At 36.6% G+C, this 18,783-nt stretch carries 15 protein-coding genes; 6 read left to right on the forward strand and 9 right to left on the reverse strand.

Features of this window, described 5'->3' with window-relative positions; genetic code table 11:
• Positions 1-47: 47 nt before the first annotated feature.
• Positions 48-953 carry an AraC family transcriptional regulator gene (locus IGJ93_RS01790; protein ID WP_067481391.1) on the reverse strand — a complete coding sequence of 302 codons (906 nt, stop codon included), beginning with the start codon at positions 951-953 and terminating at the stop codon, positions 48-50.
• Positions 954-1,105: 152 nt separating this feature from the next.
• Between IGJ93_RS01790 and IGJ93_RS01795 the strand changes: the two genes are divergently transcribed.
• Positions 1,106-2,140 carry an aldose epimerase family protein gene (locus IGJ93_RS01795; RefSeq protein ID WP_067481389.1) on the forward strand — a complete coding sequence of 345 codons (1,035 nt, stop codon included), beginning with the start codon at positions 1,106-1,108 and terminating at the stop codon, positions 2,138-2,140.
• A gap of 18 nt (positions 2,141-2,158) precedes the next feature.
• On the forward strand, positions 2,159-3,328 hold the full coding sequence (locus IGJ93_RS01800) for a galactokinase (protein WP_067481387.1): 1,170 nt from the start codon (positions 2,159-2,161) through the stop codon (positions 3,326-3,328).
• 466 nt (positions 3,329-3,794) lie between these two features.
• Here the strand turns inward: IGJ93_RS01800 and IGJ93_RS01805 are convergent, their stop codons facing one another.
• The 5 genes from IGJ93_RS01805 to rbsR all read right to left on the reverse strand — a co-directional run bounded on the left by IGJ93_RS01805 (position 3,795) and on the right by rbsR (position 10,076).
• Positions 3,795-5,903, reverse strand: coding sequence for a glucosaminidase domain-containing protein (locus tag IGJ93_RS01805; protein ID WP_071868634.1), 2,109 nt, complete (start codon positions 5,901-5,903; stop codon positions 3,795-3,797).
• 330 nt (positions 5,904-6,233) lie between these two features.
• Complete coding sequence (locus IGJ93_RS01810) at positions 6,234-7,607, reverse strand: PTS transporter subunit EIIC (protein WP_067481383.1); 1,374 nt, start codon at positions 7,605-7,607, stop codon at positions 6,234-6,236.
• Entirely contained in the window at positions 7,607-8,002 is a 396-nt protein-coding gene (gene rbsD, locus IGJ93_RS01815) for a D-ribose pyranase (RefSeq protein ID WP_071868621.1), read from the reverse strand. The genes IGJ93_RS01810 and rbsD overlap by 1 nt, the downstream gene beginning before the upstream one ends.
• A gap of 40 nt (positions 8,003-8,042) precedes the next feature.
• Complete coding sequence (rbsK, locus tag IGJ93_RS01820; RefSeq protein WP_071868622.1) at positions 8,043-8,954, reverse strand: ribokinase; 912 nt, start codon at positions 8,952-8,954, stop codon at positions 8,043-8,045.
• 108 nt (positions 8,955-9,062) lie between these two features.
• Complete coding sequence (rbsR, locus tag IGJ93_RS01825; RefSeq protein WP_285701799.1) at positions 9,063-10,076, reverse strand: ribose utilization transcriptional repressor RbsR; 1,014 nt, start codon at positions 10,074-10,076, stop codon at positions 9,063-9,065.
• A gap of 250 nt (positions 10,077-10,326) precedes the next feature.
• Here rbsR and treC point away from each other — a divergent pair, with 250 nt between their 5' ends.
• Positions 10,327-11,958 (forward strand): alpha,alpha-phosphotrehalase, encoded by a 1,632-nt coding sequence (gene treC, locus IGJ93_RS01830; RefSeq protein ID WP_067481375.1) that lies wholly within the window; start codon positions 10,327-10,329, stop codon positions 11,956-11,958.
• Positions 11,959-12,013: 55 nt separating this feature from the next.
• Here treC and IGJ93_RS01835 read toward each other — a convergent pair whose 3' ends face one another.
• Positions 12,014-13,222 (reverse strand): AI-2E family transporter, encoded by a 1,209-nt coding sequence (locus IGJ93_RS01835; RefSeq protein WP_306297864.1) that lies wholly within the window; start codon positions 13,220-13,222, stop codon positions 12,014-12,016.
• A gap of 118 nt (positions 13,223-13,340) precedes the next feature.
• Positions 13,341-14,069, reverse strand: coding sequence for a LytR/AlgR family response regulator transcription factor (locus IGJ93_RS01840; RefSeq protein WP_067481371.1), 729 nt, complete (start codon positions 14,067-14,069; stop codon positions 13,341-13,343).
• Between the two features lie 465 nt (positions 14,070-14,534).
• Here IGJ93_RS01840 and IGJ93_RS01845 point away from each other — a divergent pair, with 465 nt between their 5' ends.
• Entirely contained in the window at positions 14,535-14,747 is a 213-nt protein-coding gene (locus IGJ93_RS01845) for a hypothetical protein (protein WP_067481368.1), read from the forward strand.
• A gap of 156 nt (positions 14,748-14,903) precedes the next feature.
• A complete protein-coding gene (locus IGJ93_RS01850) occupies positions 14,904-15,626 on the forward strand; it encodes a deoxynucleoside kinase (protein WP_067481366.1) in 723 nt (240 codons plus the stop codon).
• A gap of 74 nt (positions 15,627-15,700) precedes the next feature.
• On the opposite strand, the gene IGJ93_RS01855 is transcribed toward IGJ93_RS01850, so the two are convergent.
• Entirely contained in the window at positions 15,701-16,384 is a 684-nt protein-coding gene (locus tag IGJ93_RS01855; RefSeq protein WP_071868625.1) for a YoaK family protein, read from the reverse strand.
• 223 nt (positions 16,385-16,607) lie between these two features.
• Between IGJ93_RS01855 and IGJ93_RS01860 the strand changes: the two genes are divergently transcribed.
• Positions 16,608-18,773 carry an ATP-dependent helicase gene (locus tag IGJ93_RS01860; RefSeq protein WP_095803896.1) on the forward strand — a complete coding sequence of 722 codons (2,166 nt, stop codon included), beginning with the start codon at positions 16,608-16,610 and terminating at the stop codon, positions 18,771-18,773.
• Positions 18,774-18,783: the final 10 nt, after the last annotated feature.

Here is an 18,783-nt window from a genome sequence, read left to right on the forward strand (position 1 = left end):
GGAACAACTACTTTTTGTGTATATCTTTGTTTTTTTTTACAAAAAAATCATGTTGCACGTCCTACAATTGCTTGCTGTTCTAATAATTCCATAATAGATTCCAGTGAAAGATTGGTGTGCTGTTTCTGACTAGCTCGTTTTCGATAAGCAGTTGGTGTTTCACCAGTCTTTTTTTTAAAGATTCGGCTAAAGACAACTAAGCTATGAAAGCCGGACTGAAAAGCAATATTTTCAACGGAATCATCTGACATCAACAATAAAAAAGCAGCACGATTGATTCGGATACCTAATAACCATTCTTTGACACTTACCCCAATGTTTTCATGGAAGGTACGGGAGAGGTGGCTACGGTTGACCGATAATGCGTCAGCAACTTCTTGGATAGTGAGTTCCTCTGTTGCATGGGCTTGAATGTATTCGATTGCTTCAATCGTTAAACGTGAAATATTTTGAGGTGTGCTTAAGTGATTTTTTCCACCATCTACTAGTAATTTTTCAAAAAAGCGATACAGCAATGCATTCAATTTGATTTCATTTAGTAGCGTGTCTGGCGCATAATCAAAACAAGCTAAAATCAATTGACTATAGTCAACTAACTGATTTGAGCGAAACGTATACTCATTTTCTTTAAAAGGGGAATGCTTAATCAATTCCTCTGCTTCTTTTCCACCAAAGGAAAGCCAAGCGTAGACCCAAGGATTGGTTACATCAGAGCGATAAAAAGTTTGATCGCCTGGACGAATGAGAAATAAATCTCCTTTTTTTAAATGATACTTTTGCTGATTGACCGAGTACACACCCTCACCATCCAAGATGATATGTAGAACAAAATGTTGTCGGATAGCTGGTCCAAAAGAGTGAAAAGGCATGGTTTTAGAAAATCCACAAAAATTAAAGTAAAGTTCACTTGATAAAAAATGATGTTCTTTTCGTAAAAATACAGTTTGTTCCATCTGCTCAGCCCCTTTTCTTCAAGGTACACTTACTCGGAAAAAAATGCAACAAAAAGTTAAATTTGTATCACATGATAGTAATAAAAAGAAAGCGATTACTTGATATAATGAATGAGAAATAATCAACTATGGAATGAAAAGAGGGCGACAGTATGCAAATCAAAGAGCAAGAATTTGGAAATGATTCCCATTTGATCACATTAATCAATGATCAAAAGACAGAATTGGCTGTTACTGATTTTGGCGCACGAATCGTTCATTTACAGACGCTAATTGATGGAACAAAACGTGAATTGATCCTAGGGTTTGATCATGCAGAAGAATATCTTTCGAAAGACGCGTATATCGGTGCAACAATTGGTCGAACAGCTGGTCGAATCGCTAAGGGAAAATTTTATCTAGACAATCAAGAGTATCAGGCAAAAGTCAGTGAAGAAACAGGACATTGTTTACATGGTGGAGATCCTAGCTTTGAAAAGAAAAATTGGCCATACACGATTATCAAAGGTGAAAATGAAGCTTCAGTTATTTTCTATTTAACAAGTCCTAATCAAGAAAATGGTTTTCCGGGTAATTTAGACGTGGAAGCACGCTATACTTTAACAAATGATGATGTTTGGCGAATAAGTATTCGCGGGATTAGCGATCAATTGACTTTATTTAATCCAACCAATCATGTGTATTTTAATCTAACAGGAGATGTAACTGAACCAATCGATCAGCATGAACTATGGTTAGCAAGCCAATTTTTTGCTCCTTTACAAAAAGATTTGATTCCAAAAGGGGAAGTCGCACCGGTCAAAGGGACAGCATTCGATTTTACAACGCCAAAAGTCCTTTCAGATGTTTTTATTAGTGATTTTTCACAAGCCAAAATGGTTGGCGGGATGGATCATCCGTTTTTCTTACAGAAAACAGGACAAATGAATCAAGTAGCAAAATTAACAAGTCCAGATAAAAAGGTTGCGATCCAAGTTGCAACCAATGTAGGAAGCATTGTCTTGTTTACCGCAAATTTTGGTGATGATGCACCAGTTATGCGCGGAGACAAACTAGTGAATCATGGCGGAATCACCTTTGAAACGCAAGAAGCTCCTGGATCAGAACGATTTGAAAGCTTTGGCGACATTACGCTTTTACCTAACCAGGCACGTGAGTTTGTGACAGAATATCAAATAAAAAAATAGATGAATGAGGGATATCAGATGGAAAAAATAGCTGAAGTAACAGCAGCATTTCATAAATTATTTGGGGAAAAAGCAACCAGTGCATTTTTTGCTCCAGGTCGAATCAATTTGATTGGAGAACATACGGATTACAATGGGGGACATGTGTTTCCAGCATCAATTACGTATGGAACTTATGGTGTAGCAGCGCCAAGAGAAGACAATCAAGTGAAAGTTTACTCGCTAAATTTTGAAGAAGTTGGTTTGATTACTTTTTCTTTGGATAACTTAAATTATACAAAAGAGGATAACTGGGCAAACTATGTCAAAGGATTTATTCTAAAAGTCCAAGAAGCAGGCTATCCGATTACTCATGGTTTTGAACTTGTGATTGAAGGAACGATTCCCAATGGTGCTGGTTTATCAAGTAGCGCTTCATTGGAACTGCTAGTCGGAGTAATGTTAGAGGATTTGTATGATTTACCAATTAGTCGTTTAGAATTGGTTAAAATCGGTCAAAAAGTTGAAAATGAATTTATTGGAGTCAATTCAGGAATTATGGATCAATTTGCAATTGGTTTTGGTCAAAAAGAACAGGCTATTTTATTAGATACGAATACCTTAGTCTATGAAATGGTGCCGACCGAATTAGGAGACTACGCAATTGTAATCATGAATACGAACAAACGTCGCGAACTAGCAGACTCGAAATATAATGAGCGCCGTGGTGAGTGTGAAGAGGCATTGAAACGCCTACAAACAGTTGTCGATATCCAATCATTAGGGGAATTAGATGAAGAAACATTCCGAAGTTACAGTGAAGCGATTGGGGATGCTATTTTAACAAAGCGTGCCAAACACGCAGTGACAGAAAATCAACGGACATTGAAAGCGAAAGATGCTTTAGTAGCGGGTGATTTAGTTTTATTTGGGCAACTGTTGAATGCCTCGCATGAATCATTGCAACATGACTATGAAGTGACTGGCATCGAGTTGGATACTTTAGTTCAAGCAGCTCAAGCGCAAACGGGTGTATTAGGTGCTAGAATGACGGGAGCAGGTTTTGGCGGATGCGCGATTGCATTAGTAAAAGAAGAAGCTATCCCTGTATTTGAAGAAAAAGTCAAAGAAACTTATCTAGAAAAAATTGGTTATGCACCTGATTTCTATGTTGCTCATATTGGGGATGGCGCACAGAAGATCAAATAAGCGAAAGAAAATATAAAAAGGGAGGGGCTGTGACAAGCGTATTGTCACAGCCCCTCTTTCCGAATTGTTTGAAGCTTAACGTTTAAAGCCACAACCTTATTCTCGGTGTTCCCAAAGCAACTCCTCAAGATAGTTTGCAACCACTTCAAAATATGGAAATCTATTTTGAGTGCTTGCTCGCTATCTTGTCGGAGCTAGGCGCTTTGAGCCACAACCTTATTCTCGGTGTTCCCAAAGCAACTCCTCAAGATAGTTTGCAACCACTTCAAAATATGGAAATCTATTTTGAGTGCTTGCTCGCTATCTTGTCGGAGCTAGACGCTTTGAGCCACAACCTTACCCTCGGTGTTCCCAAAGCAACTCCTTCAAAATAAGCCCAAATTACTCAAAAATTTGAAGAACAATTTCTGGTAATTTGTTTTTATTTATTAGAGCTGGGTACTTCTTTTACAACCTCACTTTTACTTTATTTAAAAAGTGGAAAGTCTAACCAAAAGGATTTGTTTAAACTTAAAAAACTAACCATTGGTAATTCATTTGATTTAACTGTTAACGTTTGTGTTTCTGGAATCTGGTTCACAGTGAAGTGATACCATAACTCCCAAACATTTGCGACTTTCAATCCAGAAAGGAAAGCGGGTGAATTGATGTTCGATTTAATGATAGGTAAATCTAGCACATCACTAAACGTTAAATGATTCTTTTTCCAAACAGTTGGAACCGTTAGAAGTTGTTCTGTTGATTTTGTTTGTGTCTTAATTGGTTCTTCTTTGGCTTCATCATATTTTGTTAAATCATACGCTTTGATGATCGCATTTAATTTTTTCGAATACTGCTTATCTGTTGCGTAGCGACCTTCAAGATATTTCGTCGCATCTTCGTAAGATTTAGCTTCAGATTTCCAAATTGGCTTATAGAAATCTTTATTTCCAGATAAACCATTTTTGATTAAATCAGCATAGTCTTCCAAGCTTTCTTTGTAAGAAGGATATTTACGGAACTGCGCTTTGATTTGGTAGCTCTGCCCAGCTTCGTCTTGCTCAAGTGTGTTAAAGGAAACACTTGAACCTTCAAAATCGCCTTTGATTCCAAAAAGATTATAATTTGGTTCGCTAGACAATAAGCTATTTCCTGAACCACTTTCTAGAATAGCCTGTGCCATCATTACTGAAGCGTAGATGCCTTCTTTTTGTCCAATCTCTTGAGCAAAATCAGCAATTTCCTTTAAGAAATCATCAGTTGATTGATTTTTAGAAAATGAAAAATCACCTAGATTATCTAAAGCAGAGGAACCAATAGAATTAGCTAATGATCCAGATGCTACTGGCAAACCAGCTAAGTTCACCCGGACGGCAAAGTCAGGTGTGTAATCAGCAATGGAAGTAATACGAACATGATCGCCTGGTTGAGGGGCGTGAATGTATTGTCCATTACCAATGTAGATTGCTACGTGATGTGTCACACCAGAAGATGGTCCCCAGAATAACAAGTCACCAGGTTGTGCTTGGCTAACTGGAATTTGAGTACCAGCGTATTGTTGTTCACCTGTCCAGCCACCAATATAATGACCAGTAGCTTGCATATACACGTAATAAGCTAGCCCAGAACAATCAAAAGTTGAAGCGCCTTTTGCTCCCCAAACATAAGGACTTCCAAGATATTTGTATGCTTCTTTGACGATGGCCTGCTGAACGCTTGTCGTATTCGCTGGTAAAACGGCATCTGTTGGTGTTTTTGTGACAAAGTCAGAAGTCGAAGCAGAAGGAGTTTCTGTCTTTGGTTGTGTTACATTTGTTGAAGGTCGCTGATTGTTTGTTGAAGAATGATTCCCAGTGCTTGGTTTAGATGAACCTTTTTGTGAATTATTCGTTGATCCAGCAGGCTTCGATGGTTTATTAGTGCTTGAATTTGATGTATTACCTTTATCAGAAGAGTCTGTTGTACTACTGCTTTCTGTAGTGCTTGAATCAGGAGTTGTACTGTCTTCTGTCGGAGCTGTTGAGCTGTCCGAGGTATTTTCAGTAGTGCTATCTGAAGTATTGTCTGTACCTTCACTTGGAGCAGTCGAAGGTTCTGTTGATTCTTCTGTTGAAGAATCAGGAAGGACTTCAAAGGTTGCATTGATTACTAAGTTGGCTGCGCCAACAACAAATGTTTGATTTGTGTAATCAACGGTTTGAACACCATCAATTTGAACAGATGCAACTTGTTCGCCAGCATCTGGTGTAATCGTGTAGTTCAATTGTGTTCCTTCTGTTAACCCAGTTAAGACACCACCATTGATAGTTAAAGGCTGACCATCCATTGTTGTAATAGTGATCTTGCCAATCAATGCTGGATTAATTGTTGCTGTGTAAGTAGCTTCTGCTGGTGTTTCGCTCTCTGGTTGAGAGGAAGAGTCAGTAGAAGCTGTCGTGTCTGACGTGCTGGTCTCGGGTTGTTCTGAGGCTACGACTGAACTTTCGGCCGTTGCAACTTGTGGTTCTTCTGTTGCAAAAACGGACTGAGTAGATAAGATAGTCGGAGCAATGAGCCACGTAGCCGCTAACAGGCGAATCGCCTTATTATTCTTCATAGTCATCTAGTCCTTTTCATTTTTTTTGCTCATATCCAAGTAGTTCATAAAATACTCTTTAACTGGTAAAGCGGTTCGCCATTTTTTAATGAAAGAACCTACTTTTCTGACAGAGTAGCTGGCATAGTTACGAGTAAAAGTTGTCTGGCTTAAATTTTTGGGTATCGTTCTTACTTTGTTGGGGAAAGAGTGTGGTTCAAAATAAGATACGCATACTCTATCCAATTGTACCAGAAGATGAGCAGTTCGACAAAAAATTAGTTAAATAAAGGGACGTAAAAAATAAAAAAAACTCCAAACAGTGAGAAAACTCATTGTTTGGAGGAAAGATTATTCTTGGGGCATTAAAGTTTCATCAAACCCGCTAACTAAGGTAGTAATCATTGCAACTACTAAGCTGACAGCAAGTCCGATGACGTACCACCAAAATGTACTTGAAATAAATGCAGGAAGAGTGGTCAAGCTACCAAAGACAAAAGCGATTGCTTTTACTTTCGCAAAGCCCATGACTGCGCCACCAGCTGCAGCACCGATACAAGCAGCTACAAAAGGTTTTTTCAAAGGAATTGCAATGCCGTAAACAGTTGGTTCAGTGACTCCGGCTAATAAAATAGAAGCAAAAGCTGAGCCAGAAATCGAGCGTGTTCTTGACTGTTTACTTTTTAGAAACACACCTAAAGCTGCTCCAGCCATTCCAAAATTTGCTGCTCCAGTTAATGGAACGATGCGGTCAAAGCCAAAACTTGAAATGTTGCTAATCATGACTGGGTTGACAGCCCACTGAATACCGAAAATCACCAAGATATTCCAGCCACCGGCAATAATTGCGCCACTAATTGGTCCGTTAATGTCCATCATCCAAGTAATGACAGCAGCTAATCCTTCACCCAAGTACACACCTGCGGGGCCAAATACCATTAAGGTCAATGGGACTGTAATCACTAAAGAAAGCAAGGGAACAAAAACTAATTGCATACTTTCACGAATATATTTTTTTAGAAATTTTTCTACAAAAGAGTAAAAGAAAATCCCTAAAATAGCTGGCATCACTGTAGATGTATATTGCATTAGTACCACGGGAATACCTAGAAAATCAGTTGAAGCTTTCCCTCCACTTGTCAAAAGACCAGTCAAATTTGGCTCAATCAAAGCAGCTGCAATGACACCTGCAATATAGCCGTTGACTTTAAATGTTTTGGCTGCAGAAAATGCTAGAAAAATAGGTAAGAAATAAAAGACAGCATTGGAAGCAGCGGCTAAGATATGGTAAGTCCCGCTGGTCTCACTTAACCAACCAAGTGTTGTTGCTAATACAACTAATCCTTTTAAAATTCCTGAACCAGCAAAAAGCGGGATGATTGGTGTAAATATTTCAGAAATCAAGCCAAATAATTTTTCGATGGGGTTCAACTTTTCTTTGGTTGCTGATTGATCCAACTGTTGGCTCAAGGCTTTATACGTTTCACTTAATCCTTGTTCCATGATGACTTCTGCGTATTTATCTAAAAGAATGAAATATTTTACATCAGGAATTTGTTGGATGATTTCATTTGACTCAGTCGCAGGTTGTTTCTTTAACTGGATACGCAATCGGGTTGCACAAGGGGTAATCGATTCAATATTATTTTTTCCACCTAATTGAGTAAGCAAAAGCTGAACTTGTTCCGACAATAAAAGTTGTTCTGGTTGAATGATTTTTTCCATTAGAAAACCACTCCACTCACCAAAATAATATTTGCATAAGGCGTCATTTCACCTGTGCGGATAAACGCATGGCAATTCGTTAAGTCTTGTTTCATTTCCTCATGAGGAATAAAAGTGATAGGCGTTTCAGGCATCAATTGTTTGATTTGCTCTAGTACATTAGGATTCATTGCCTTTATTTCTTCTGCCAGTTCAATTGATTGGACTTCTAGTTCTTCTAAGACATTTTCTAAAACAGTCATAAAACTAGGTACACCATTCGTGACAGCAAGATCAATTTTTTCAGTTCCAAAAGGTACGGGCATGCCAGCATCACCAATACTTAGTTTGTCAAAGTGTCCCATTTGTGAAATAACTCTAGAAATATCTGAATTGATAACTTTACTTTTTTTCATATCAAGATTCATCCTTTTTTATTAAATGTATGTGTTCATGTTATTCAAATGTTAAGTCTGTACGATGTGGGATTGATGGTTGTGCACCATAACTTTGAACAGCGACAGAAGAAGCAAGATTGCCGTAACGAATTGCCTCTGGTAAGTTACTAAAATCTGGATTCAATTGGCTACTTAAGGCACCAATGAATGTATCTCCGGCAGCGGTAGTATCAACTGCTTTTACTTTAAAAGCTGGGACAATACCATGTTGAGTTGCAGTGTGGTAGAAGGCACCTTTGCTTCCTAAAGTAATAATCACTGTTTCAATTCCAAGTTGGTGAAGAGCAGTAGCAGCTTGGAATAAACTTGCTTCATCTGTTACTTCAATTCCAGTAATAATTTCTGTTTCAGTTTCATTTGGAATAATGACATCTGTTTGTGCAAGTAGTTCTGTTGGGATTGTTTCAAGAGCTGGTGCAGGATTCAAAATCGTTTTCTTCCCAGCTTTTTTGGCAAGGGTAAAAGCAGCCAAGGTTGCATCTAAACTACTTTCAAACTGTGCAATTAGGAAATCACTGTTTTCAATCAGCGCTTTTTGTTGTTGAACTTCTGCTTCATGAAAAGCATTATTTGCACCAGCATGGATCAAAATACTATTTTCACCAGCATTGTCAACCATAATCATTGCTTGACCAGTTGCAGTGTCAGCAATTGTAGAAATGCCAGAGATGTCGATTTGTTCCTTTGCCAATAAATCAAGTAGAGTAGCCCCTTCATTATCATCGCCAACTGCACCGATAAAAGCTGTGTTTGCACCAGAACGTTTTGCTGCAACAGCTTGATTTGCACCTTTTCCTCCGCCTGAATGGAAGATGTCACTTGTGTGTAGTGTTTCGCCTGGTTTAGGCATTTTTGTTAAACGTAAAGTCGTATCCATATTGATACTGCCAATAACTGTAACCGCGTTCATTTTTGAACCTCCAAAAAGTCAATGAGATTTTTCCTTGCAAGAAAATAAATTAAAACGTTTTATTAAAACGTTTTAATAACTTGGCTAAAATATAGCACACCTTGAAAGCTATTTCAAGGGTGCTGTTGAAAATCTTTTTTCTAAATGGACTGGCAGTAGTTTCTCTTCTTGATTTTTTTCGGGATGCTGAATACGTTCTAATAAAAGTTTCGCTGCTTCTTGTCCTAACTCGAAGATTGGTTGAGCAATTGTCGTAAGTTTTGGTTTTACATACTCGGACATATCTACATTATCATAACCAATAATACTATAATCATCGGGTATTTTTTTTCCTAATTCTTCTAGCCCGCGATACAAGCCAAATGCTAATTCGTCATTTAAAGCAAAAATGGCGGTTGCTTCAGAAGCAACGATTTGGTTAGTTATTTGGTAACCGCCTTGTTTGGAAAAAGCTGTCGGGATGAGAAGCAGTTGATTGTAGTCAATTTGATAAGCATCTGCTGCTGATTTAAACCCTTCGATTCTTTCTTGAACATTTGCTGGTGGATTCTCTGGATAAACGAGGGCAACTTGTTGATGTCTTAAAGAGAACAAGTGTGTACCAGCTAAGTAGCCTCCACGAAAATCATCTGTGCGCACTGAGTCACTAAAATCTTCTGCTTTCTTTTGATCCAAGACAATAAATGGACGCCCTTGTTGTTGCAAATCTTCCTTGATTGCCTGAGTCGAGATTGCAGAAGAAGCGATGATAAATCCATCTACACCACGGCGTGTTAGTTCTGAAAGATACTGGACTTCTTTTTGTTGATTGGAGTCGGCATTACAAAGAATGGTAACGAAATGTTGTTGATATAAAATTTCTTCGATCCCTCGCATGAGTAGATTGAAAAAAGGATTCGTAATATCAGGAACAAGTACACCAATTGTTTTTGTTTCTTTCGTAATCATTTGACGCGCAAAATAATCGGCTTGGTAACCAAGTTCATTTTTGGCAGTTAGGACTTTTTCGACCGTCTTTGAACTAAATTTATCTTCGTTGCCATTTAAAATTTGCGAAACAGTGGCAATCGAGACACCGGAATGATGTGCAACATCTTTAATTGTTACTTTTTTTTTCACCATGACTTTCCATACTCCTATCTAAATCTTGTGGCTATTTTCCCATGAAATGTTAAAGAAGTAAACGAAATCATTCGATAAAAGTAGATTCAGATTGATTTTAAAAAAGAAAAATTTTTTGAAGTAGGATGAGGCAGGCAGTTAGTCGAAAATAGTCAAGTAAGTTTTACAAACGCTTCCTTTTCAGCTATAATAATTTTGAGCAACTTGTATATATAAGTTTGGAGACGAATAATTTAATGGAGGAGAGTATATGTCATTTAAAGAAAAAGTCATTTATCAAATTTATCCAAAATCATTTAATGATACGGATCATGATGGAATTGGCGACTTGAATGGTATTCGAGAGAAATTACCTTATTTACGTGAGCTGGGTATAGATATGGTTTGGTTAAATCCAGTTTATCCTAGTCCACAAAAAGATAATGGCTATGATATTTCAGATTATTTAGCTATTGATCCATTGTTTGGGACGATGGAAGAATTTGAAGCGTTAATCAAAGAAGGAAAAGATTATCAGATTGAGTTTATGCTTGATATGGTTTTGAATCATGTATCGATTGAACATGAATGGTTTCAAAAAGCACTAGCGGGAGATAAATATTATCAAGATTTCTTTTATATCCGTGATGAACCAACTGACTGGGTTTCAAAATTTGGTGGGAATGCATGGGCACCATTTGGAGAAACAGGAAAATATTATTTACATCTATACGATACTACGCAAGCGGATTTGAATTGGCGTAATCCAGCAGTTCGCGAAGAGCTGTTTAAAGTTGTGCGTTTCTGGATGGAAAAAGGTGTGAAAGGATTTCGTTTTGATGTCATCAATGTGATTGGAAAGGATGAAGTTCTGAAAGACAATCCAGTGAATGATGGAAAACCTGAATATACTGACAAACCAGTCACTCATGATTACTTAAAATGGTTGAATCAAGAAACTTTTGGACGAGATCCAGAGATTATCACAGTTGGTGAGATGAGTGCGACTACTGTTGAAAATTGTATCTTATACACTGAACCAAGTCGACATGAGCTAACAATGACTTTTAATTTCCATCATTTAAAAGTGGATTATGAAAATGGAGATAAGTGGACAACTCCGGCTTTTGATTTTGAAGAATTAAAACGTTTGTTCCATACGTGGGGAGAAGAGATGAGTAAAGGAAATGGTTGGAATGCTTGGTTTTTAAATAACCACGATCAACCACGAGCTTTGAATCGTTTTGTGTCAGTAGACCGTTACCGAAAACAAGGAGCAGAGATGTTAGCGACATTGATTCATCTTAATCGTGGAACACCTTATATTTATATGGGGGAAGAAATCGGAATGATTGATCCGGCGTTTACGTCTATGGCTGATTATGTTGATATTGAAAGTAAAAATGCTTATCAAATGTTAGTGGAAAAAGGCTTGTCAGCTCAGGAAGCCTTTCGTAGAATCCAAGCTAAATCTCGTGATAATTCACGAACACCGATGCAGTGGACCGATGAAGAACATGCAGGTTTCACTACAGGAACACCATGGCTGAAGGTGGGAGCCAGTTATCCTGAGATCAATGTTGAGGCAGCAAAAAATGAGAAAGACCAATCAATTTTTGCCTATTATCAACACTTGATTCAGCTACGCAAAACACACCAAGTAATTTCTGAAGGAGATTATCAAGCCTACGCACCAGAACATCCACAAGTTTATGCCTTCTTACGATCTTATGAGGGACAAAAATTACTTGTTCTAACAAACTTTTATGAAGAAACAACCACAGTTGATCTTCCAGAAGAATTTGTTGAAGGCGAAAGACTGATTGATAACTATTCTGATACAGTCGTAAGCAAAGAATTAACGCTTAAACCGTATCAAGCGATTGCATTACTTGTGAAATAAAAAAGAATTCCTACTCAATTGTTCATTGAGTAGGAATTTTTTTATCAAATAAATATCAATCAAAATAATCATCTTCTGAAAAATCAGCTTCTTCGTATTCACCTTTATCACCGTAATACTTATTGTAACGTTGCTTGAATTTTTTAAAAGCAAAGACAACCAGTAATTTTAGTAAAGTATAGATTGGGATACCAAAGATCACACCCATTATTCCAAGTAAGTCACCCATAACGAGCAGCACAATCAAAATCGTTATAGGATGAACTTGTAGTCGGTTCCCAATCACACGCGGAATGACTAGGTCACCATGAAGCAACTGGACTATGAACCAAACAAGGACAAATTTTACGACCATAAAAGTTGAATCTTGGAAGGCGATAAAAAGTCCAGGAAAGAAGGCAATGAATGGTCCAATATAAGGAATGATACATAACACACCAGCAGCAATAGCTAGGATGCTAGCAAAATCAATTCCAATGAGTAAAAATGTGACCCAGTAAATAGCTCCTAAAATAAACGAAGAAATAATTTGTCCTTTCAAAAATGCACCTAATTGTTGGTTAGCGATTTTAGTCAATTCTTGGAAATCCTTGCGAAATGCCGGTGGAACGATTTTTAATACTGATTGGTAGAAACCATGTGGATTTTGAAGCAAGAAAAATGCAACGATAGGACCAGTAAACAGAGTAATAAAAGTAGTTGTTACGGCAGAGAACAGATTACTGATACTTTGCGCTCCACTTTCCCAGTAATTACCAATGAAAGATGTTGCTTGGTCTGTAAAATTATCAATTGAAGAGAAGAATTCATTGAATTTATTAGCAAAAGGTGTGTGTTCTAAAATATTTCTGACACCTTCTTGAAAATCATTAAATAAGTTTGGTAAGCTGTCAAATAACTCGGTTGCTTGCTGTTGTAGAAAGGGTGCAAACCAGACACTTCCTAAACCAATCACGGCAAAAATCAAGACATACACCAAAATAACAGCAATATTACGTGACATCCATTTACTTAAACGCCGAATAATTGGATCCAGTAAATAATACAAAATAAGTGCAAATAGTACAGGTGGTAATGATGCTGCAAAAATAACTCCTAAAGGTTTAAAGATAAAGGCAACTTGCCAAAACACATAAATGACTAAGGCAAGCATTACTAACAAGCCCAGTACGTAATACGAAGTTTTTCCCCCTAAAAATTGAATCAGTCGAGCGTTCGATTTTTTGTTCAATTTTTTTCCTCCTTTTCTTTCTTTTGTTTTTATTATAGTCAGAAGTTAACCGAAAAAGAAAATGAAACAAACTAAATATGGAAGAAATCTGATATTAAAAAAAAATCCTCAATCGATTAGTAAAATGCTAACGAGTTGAGGAGTAAGCTTGTTATGAAATAATTTTTTTTAAGCCGCGAATCGAGATGGGGACTGTTTCACCGTTTGCTAAAGTGACTTCTCTTTTTTTCTTATCAATAGTCCGAATATTTAGTTTGTTAATAACGTATGACTTGTGGCAACGAATAAAGTAATTATTTTTTTTCTCAATATCTTTGATTTTATCGTAGAACTGAAGATGAGCATGAGTCATGTGTACTTCAAGTTTATGTGGTGTAACTGCTGATGTGGAAAAATATTGAATCTCGTCTAGTGGGAGAAATTTGATTTCTCCGTTGAATTCTAGCTTAAAGATGTCCTTTTGAGGTTGAGAATTATGAAAGTTAAGAACGATTTTACTTAAGATGTGTTCTAAACGGTCTTTTAACTCAAAGACATCTTCTTTCAAAATATAATCGGTTGGTTCAATTCGATTTTTTAGAATTTCTAAAGAAAAGTCAGAGTTAGCCGTCACATAAATAATCTTGCCTAATGGATCCATTTGACGAATTTCTTTTCCAAGCGTAATGCCGGTTAATTCATGGCTTTGGATTTCCGTATCCAAAAAATAAATACCGAAATCAGCAGTTCGACGACGGGCAATTTCAAGAAGTTCATTTGGATCAGTTGAAGAAACAGCAACTTGACTGTTGAGGTCTTCAAGAGTGATCTGATTTTTTATGACAGTTGTGATAATTTCTAATTGCCGTGGGTCTTTTTCGCAAATATAAATCGGAATCATATCAATACTCCTTCACTTAAAATAAATTGCTAGGTATCAAACAATGTTTCAGTAAATGAACGCTATTTTTGTTATGTTCATTCCAGTTCGGTTAGTTAGAGACCTGAACGTTAGATTGTAGCTGAAGTCTAATGTTTATCGTGAGAAACCATCATCTAAATTTTAAGGATTATTGCTTAGTCAGAGATTCTTTTTCCCCACGGTGTACCAAAAATAGCTGAAAACTCTTAGTTAAAAGTGTAATAAAAAAAAGTGAACAAAAACGGTTCACTCAAAAAATGTATGTTTCAGCTCATAACTGTCCGATTTCATTTAACTGTTATGTATAATTACTAGATCTTGTGAAATTTGTGAAAAAAGTTCACAGTTTTGATGCGAGAAATGCTTTTTTTGAGTGTGTGTACTAATTTTTTATTTCTATGTTAAAAAAGTACTAACCTGATAAAAGGTGATGGAGGTATTCTTATGGAAAATGAACAATTATTTGAAGTAGGCGAAACTTATGAATTTCATTCGGATTTGTTTGAATCACCAGTCAAAGGGAAAATCGAAAAAATATATGAAAATAGTGTAATGATTCGCGTAACGAAATGTGCAACAGATGAAACAGAAACAGCCGATAATCTACAATGGCAACTGATTGTTCGCAAATCGAACGCTTTAATCGAAAATAACTAAGTAAACAGGAACTAGTTGTTTTCCAATAGTTCAATTTTGTAATTAATAATTAAAAAGACTAACCTTTCAAAAAATAGCAGAAAAATTGTTATTAACTATTGAAAAGTTCAGTCTTTTTTTGTGGTAAAATGAGAAGCAGAATTTATAAAAGGAAGGATGCCGATAATTGTGATTATTGTTGCGGGAACTATCGGAGCTGGGAAAAGTACATTAACAGAAATGTTAGCGCAAAACTTAGACACTAAGCCATTTTATGAAAATGTTGAGGACAACGAAGTCTTGCCTTTGTTCTACTCAAACCCAGAAAAGTACACTTTTTTATTACAAATTTTCTTTTTAAATAAACGTTTTTTAGCAATTAAAGATGCATTTTGTCATGATGATAACGTGTTAGATCGATCTATTTACGAAGACAGTTTACTGTTTCATTTAAACGCAGATTTGGGCCGAGTGTCACAGGTAGAAGTCGAGCAATATCAAGGATTACTTGAAACGATGTTAAATGAACTAGAAGACATCGCGCCGCAGAAGAAGCCTGATTTATTAGTTTATATTCGAGTTTCTTTTGAAACAATGCTTGAGCGTATCAAAAAGCGCGGACGAGAATATGAACAAATCGAACAAAATCCTGAGTTGTTTTCTTATTATCAAGAATTAAATCGCCGTTATGAGGAATGGTTTGATGCGTTTGATGTCTGTCCAAAGCTTGTGATTGACGGAGATCGTTATGATTTTGTGGCAGAACCAGAATGTGGCGAACAAATCGTTCAAACAATTAAAGCACAAGCTAAAGAGATGAGCGAGACAGCAATGAAAGAAAAAATTCGGTATACAACCACAGTTCCAGAAGCAAAGGGAATTTTTTCTTACAAAAAATAAATAAGAAAAAGGACGCGACAAAGATGTTTTTTCTTTGTTGCGTCCTTTTGAATTAATTATTGTAGTCCAATTGATCAAAGTGGATATTTATTGGTTCTGAAAAAGCGCCAAAGCTGGAATGTTTGGCTGAGTGCCATTGCCAAAAAGAGAAACGACACTAATAAAATAGCTTGAGCACCAAATAAATGATAACAAAAAACAGAAACGATAGCGCCTAAAATGAATGCTAGTACAACTGTGAGGAAGTGAAAAAATTGATCAAAATCAGATTTTTCTTTTGAAATCAAAAAATCATAAAGATTGGTTGCCACACCTTTCAAATTTCCGGTTGTAAAAAGATTTGTATAGGCACGTCCATTGATTTTATCGAATGACACCCATTGGATTGCAGCTGTAAAAGCAATCAAAACTGTTACAAGTGAGGGATGAATGTTGATTATTCTTAAGCTAACGAGGAAAAAAATCAGGGCTTCGTAGTAAAGAACAAATAATCGCCAAAAATGTTTTTCCCGCTTTCGAAAATAATCAATCAAAAACTTGGTCAATAAAATACCAAGAAAAAAGAAAAGAGTTGATAGCACTTTTTTTCCAAAGCTAATCCATTCGCCATCAAAGGCTTGAATAATTGCCAGAATAATATTACCAGTTTGTGCAGAAGCAAAGACATCGTAATGAATGTAAGTATAACTATCCATTGCACCGCCGATAAATGTTAGTAACAGTCCAATAGTACGATCCTCGTGAAACGAAGTACGCATGATTTTTCCACCTTCAATTATTATTTTACTGATGTAGTTTCCTCTATCTTAGCATAATTTTCCGAAAAACATGATAAGTTTTCTGAAACAAAGTGATTGGATAACGGCGTTTCATTTTCAATAAAGGTCTGGTAGTATAAAGAAAACAAGAATGACACGATAAATAAGAAAATTTTGAAAAAGAAAGTTGGTGGCACTGATTACTCAGCTAAATGAAAAGGAAATGTTGCGGTTAAAAAATGAGCTGAAGTCTTGGAAGAACAGATATCACAAACTTCAACAAATCTTTCGATTACAAGAAGAGATAATTGCTAGTTATGAGGCTGCTTATGGGGAAGCACCAGGATTAATTGAAGAAGATCAGCCAGCTGAAAGAGTGGATGATTCGTTTTTTAAAATGATGGAAAAACGCTCTTATAATCAGTTTAACCAAGAACAAAAAGCTGCAATTACGTATGACATGGAAAAAAATCTTCGTATTATTGCTGGCGCTGGTAGCGGTAAGACGCAAACGATTTGTGCAAAAGCCGTCTACTTAATGACACAAAAACAAGTTGCCGAGCAGCGAATTTTGATGATTACGTTTACGCGGAACGCAGCGAATGAATTGAAAAAAAGAGTGGATAATTTTAGCCAACATAAAACAGCGATACATATCGGAACATTCCATAGTATTTTCTTTCGTCTTTATAATGAAATTTGTAAGGAATTCCCAGACATTGCAATGCAAGGTATTCATGGAGACTTTTCAAAAGATTCTGGTCAAAAAATTGGAGCGATTTTACAGCAATTGATTCGTAAATATAATCTTTATTCTTTTGATCAGTATGGTGAGAAAAATTTGCCAGCGCGTTTAGATTATTGGCAAAACATGAATCTATCGCAAGAAGAAATTATCCATTTGGTGAAAGAAAAGTTTGATGGAATAGAAAAAAATGCAAATCAACCACTTTCTGAACGCATCGGTCTGTTGATGACGGAGCTAAAGGAGTTAAAACAGCAACAACATCTGGCTGATTTTAATGATATTTTGCAAAATCTAAAAGAAGCTTTACTTGACGAAAATGTTCGACAGTTTGTTGGCAAGAAATATGATTTTTTATTTATTGATGAGTTTCAAGATACGAATCCTCTGCAATGGGCGGTCGTAAAATTGATTACTAAAGGAACAAACATCAAGCTAGTCGTAGTCGGAGATGACGATCAAAGTATTTATGGTTTTCGTGGATCAGAGCCAGCCTACATCAAAGAATTTGAACAAGAATATCCGACTGAAACACTCTTCTTACTAACGAATTACCGTTCTCGTGCCGCAATTGTTCAAGGCGCAAACCGATTGATTAGCTACAATAAGGGGGATCGTATTCCCAAAGCTATGATTCCTGCACAAAAAGAAGCAGGTGTTATGGAGGCAATTTCTTTTAAGGATCTTCAAGCAGAAAGCCAGTGGGTGATTCGCCAGGTTCAAACATTTATCAAACAGAAAGGTAAATACAAAGAATCTATTATTTTGTACCGTTCACTTTCGCAAACACAAAGATTGGTACAGAATCTTTTGCAAACGGACATTCCGTTTGTCCTTGAAGCAGATGCACCATATGAAGGAATTTTTGGTGTACGAAACTTTCAACAGTTATATAGAAGATTTCTTGACTGGCACAGAGCAACAACTAGTCAGAAAAAAGAGCAAAGTTACCAACAAATTTTGAGACAAATCATGATTAACTGTTATTTGAAAAAGTCGGAATGTGATCGTTTCTTCTCTCAAAAACAGTCAGATACCGACCTAACTGCGTACATTGTTCAGATGAAACCCTCATTAAAATCACGGCAAAAAGAAATTGAGCAATTAGTAAAAGAATTACAAGGATTTACGCAGCAACCAAGAAAAAACATGTACCAGTTTTGGCAATTATTCATGAATCTTCCGCGAGCAAAAAAAGAACTCGAACAAAGTGAGCGCGATTGGTTAATAGAAGAAATCAAAAAACAACCGACATTGCTGCAATTGATAGAGTTAGAAAAATCAATTCAATCGCAAGCAAAGCAACTGAAAACACGATTGATTGCTTATCGACAAGGAAAGCTAGATGCGTTATGTATTCAAAGTATTCATAAAAGTAAAGGATTGAGTTACAGAAATGTTTTCTTGATTGGCTGTAACGAAGGCGCGTTGCCACATAACGGCGCTGCAGAAAAAGGAGCCGTGTCGTCGGAACAAATCAAGATAGAACCTGTGACAACGATTGAAGAAGAACGCCGCTTATTTTATGTGGCGATGACCAGAGCTCGAAATCGCCTGTATTTGTGTGTACCGCAAATGAAAGGAACTCGGCAATTAAAGCCATCTCGTTTTATTAAAGAGTCTGGTATTCAACTCAGGAAATAACTAAAAAATT

Origin of the sequence: Enterococcus sp. DIV0174, from assembly GCF_050529065.1 — a bacterium.
Lineage (GTDB): Bacteria > Bacillota > Bacilli > Lactobacillales > Enterococcaceae > Enterococcus_B > Enterococcus_B thailandicus.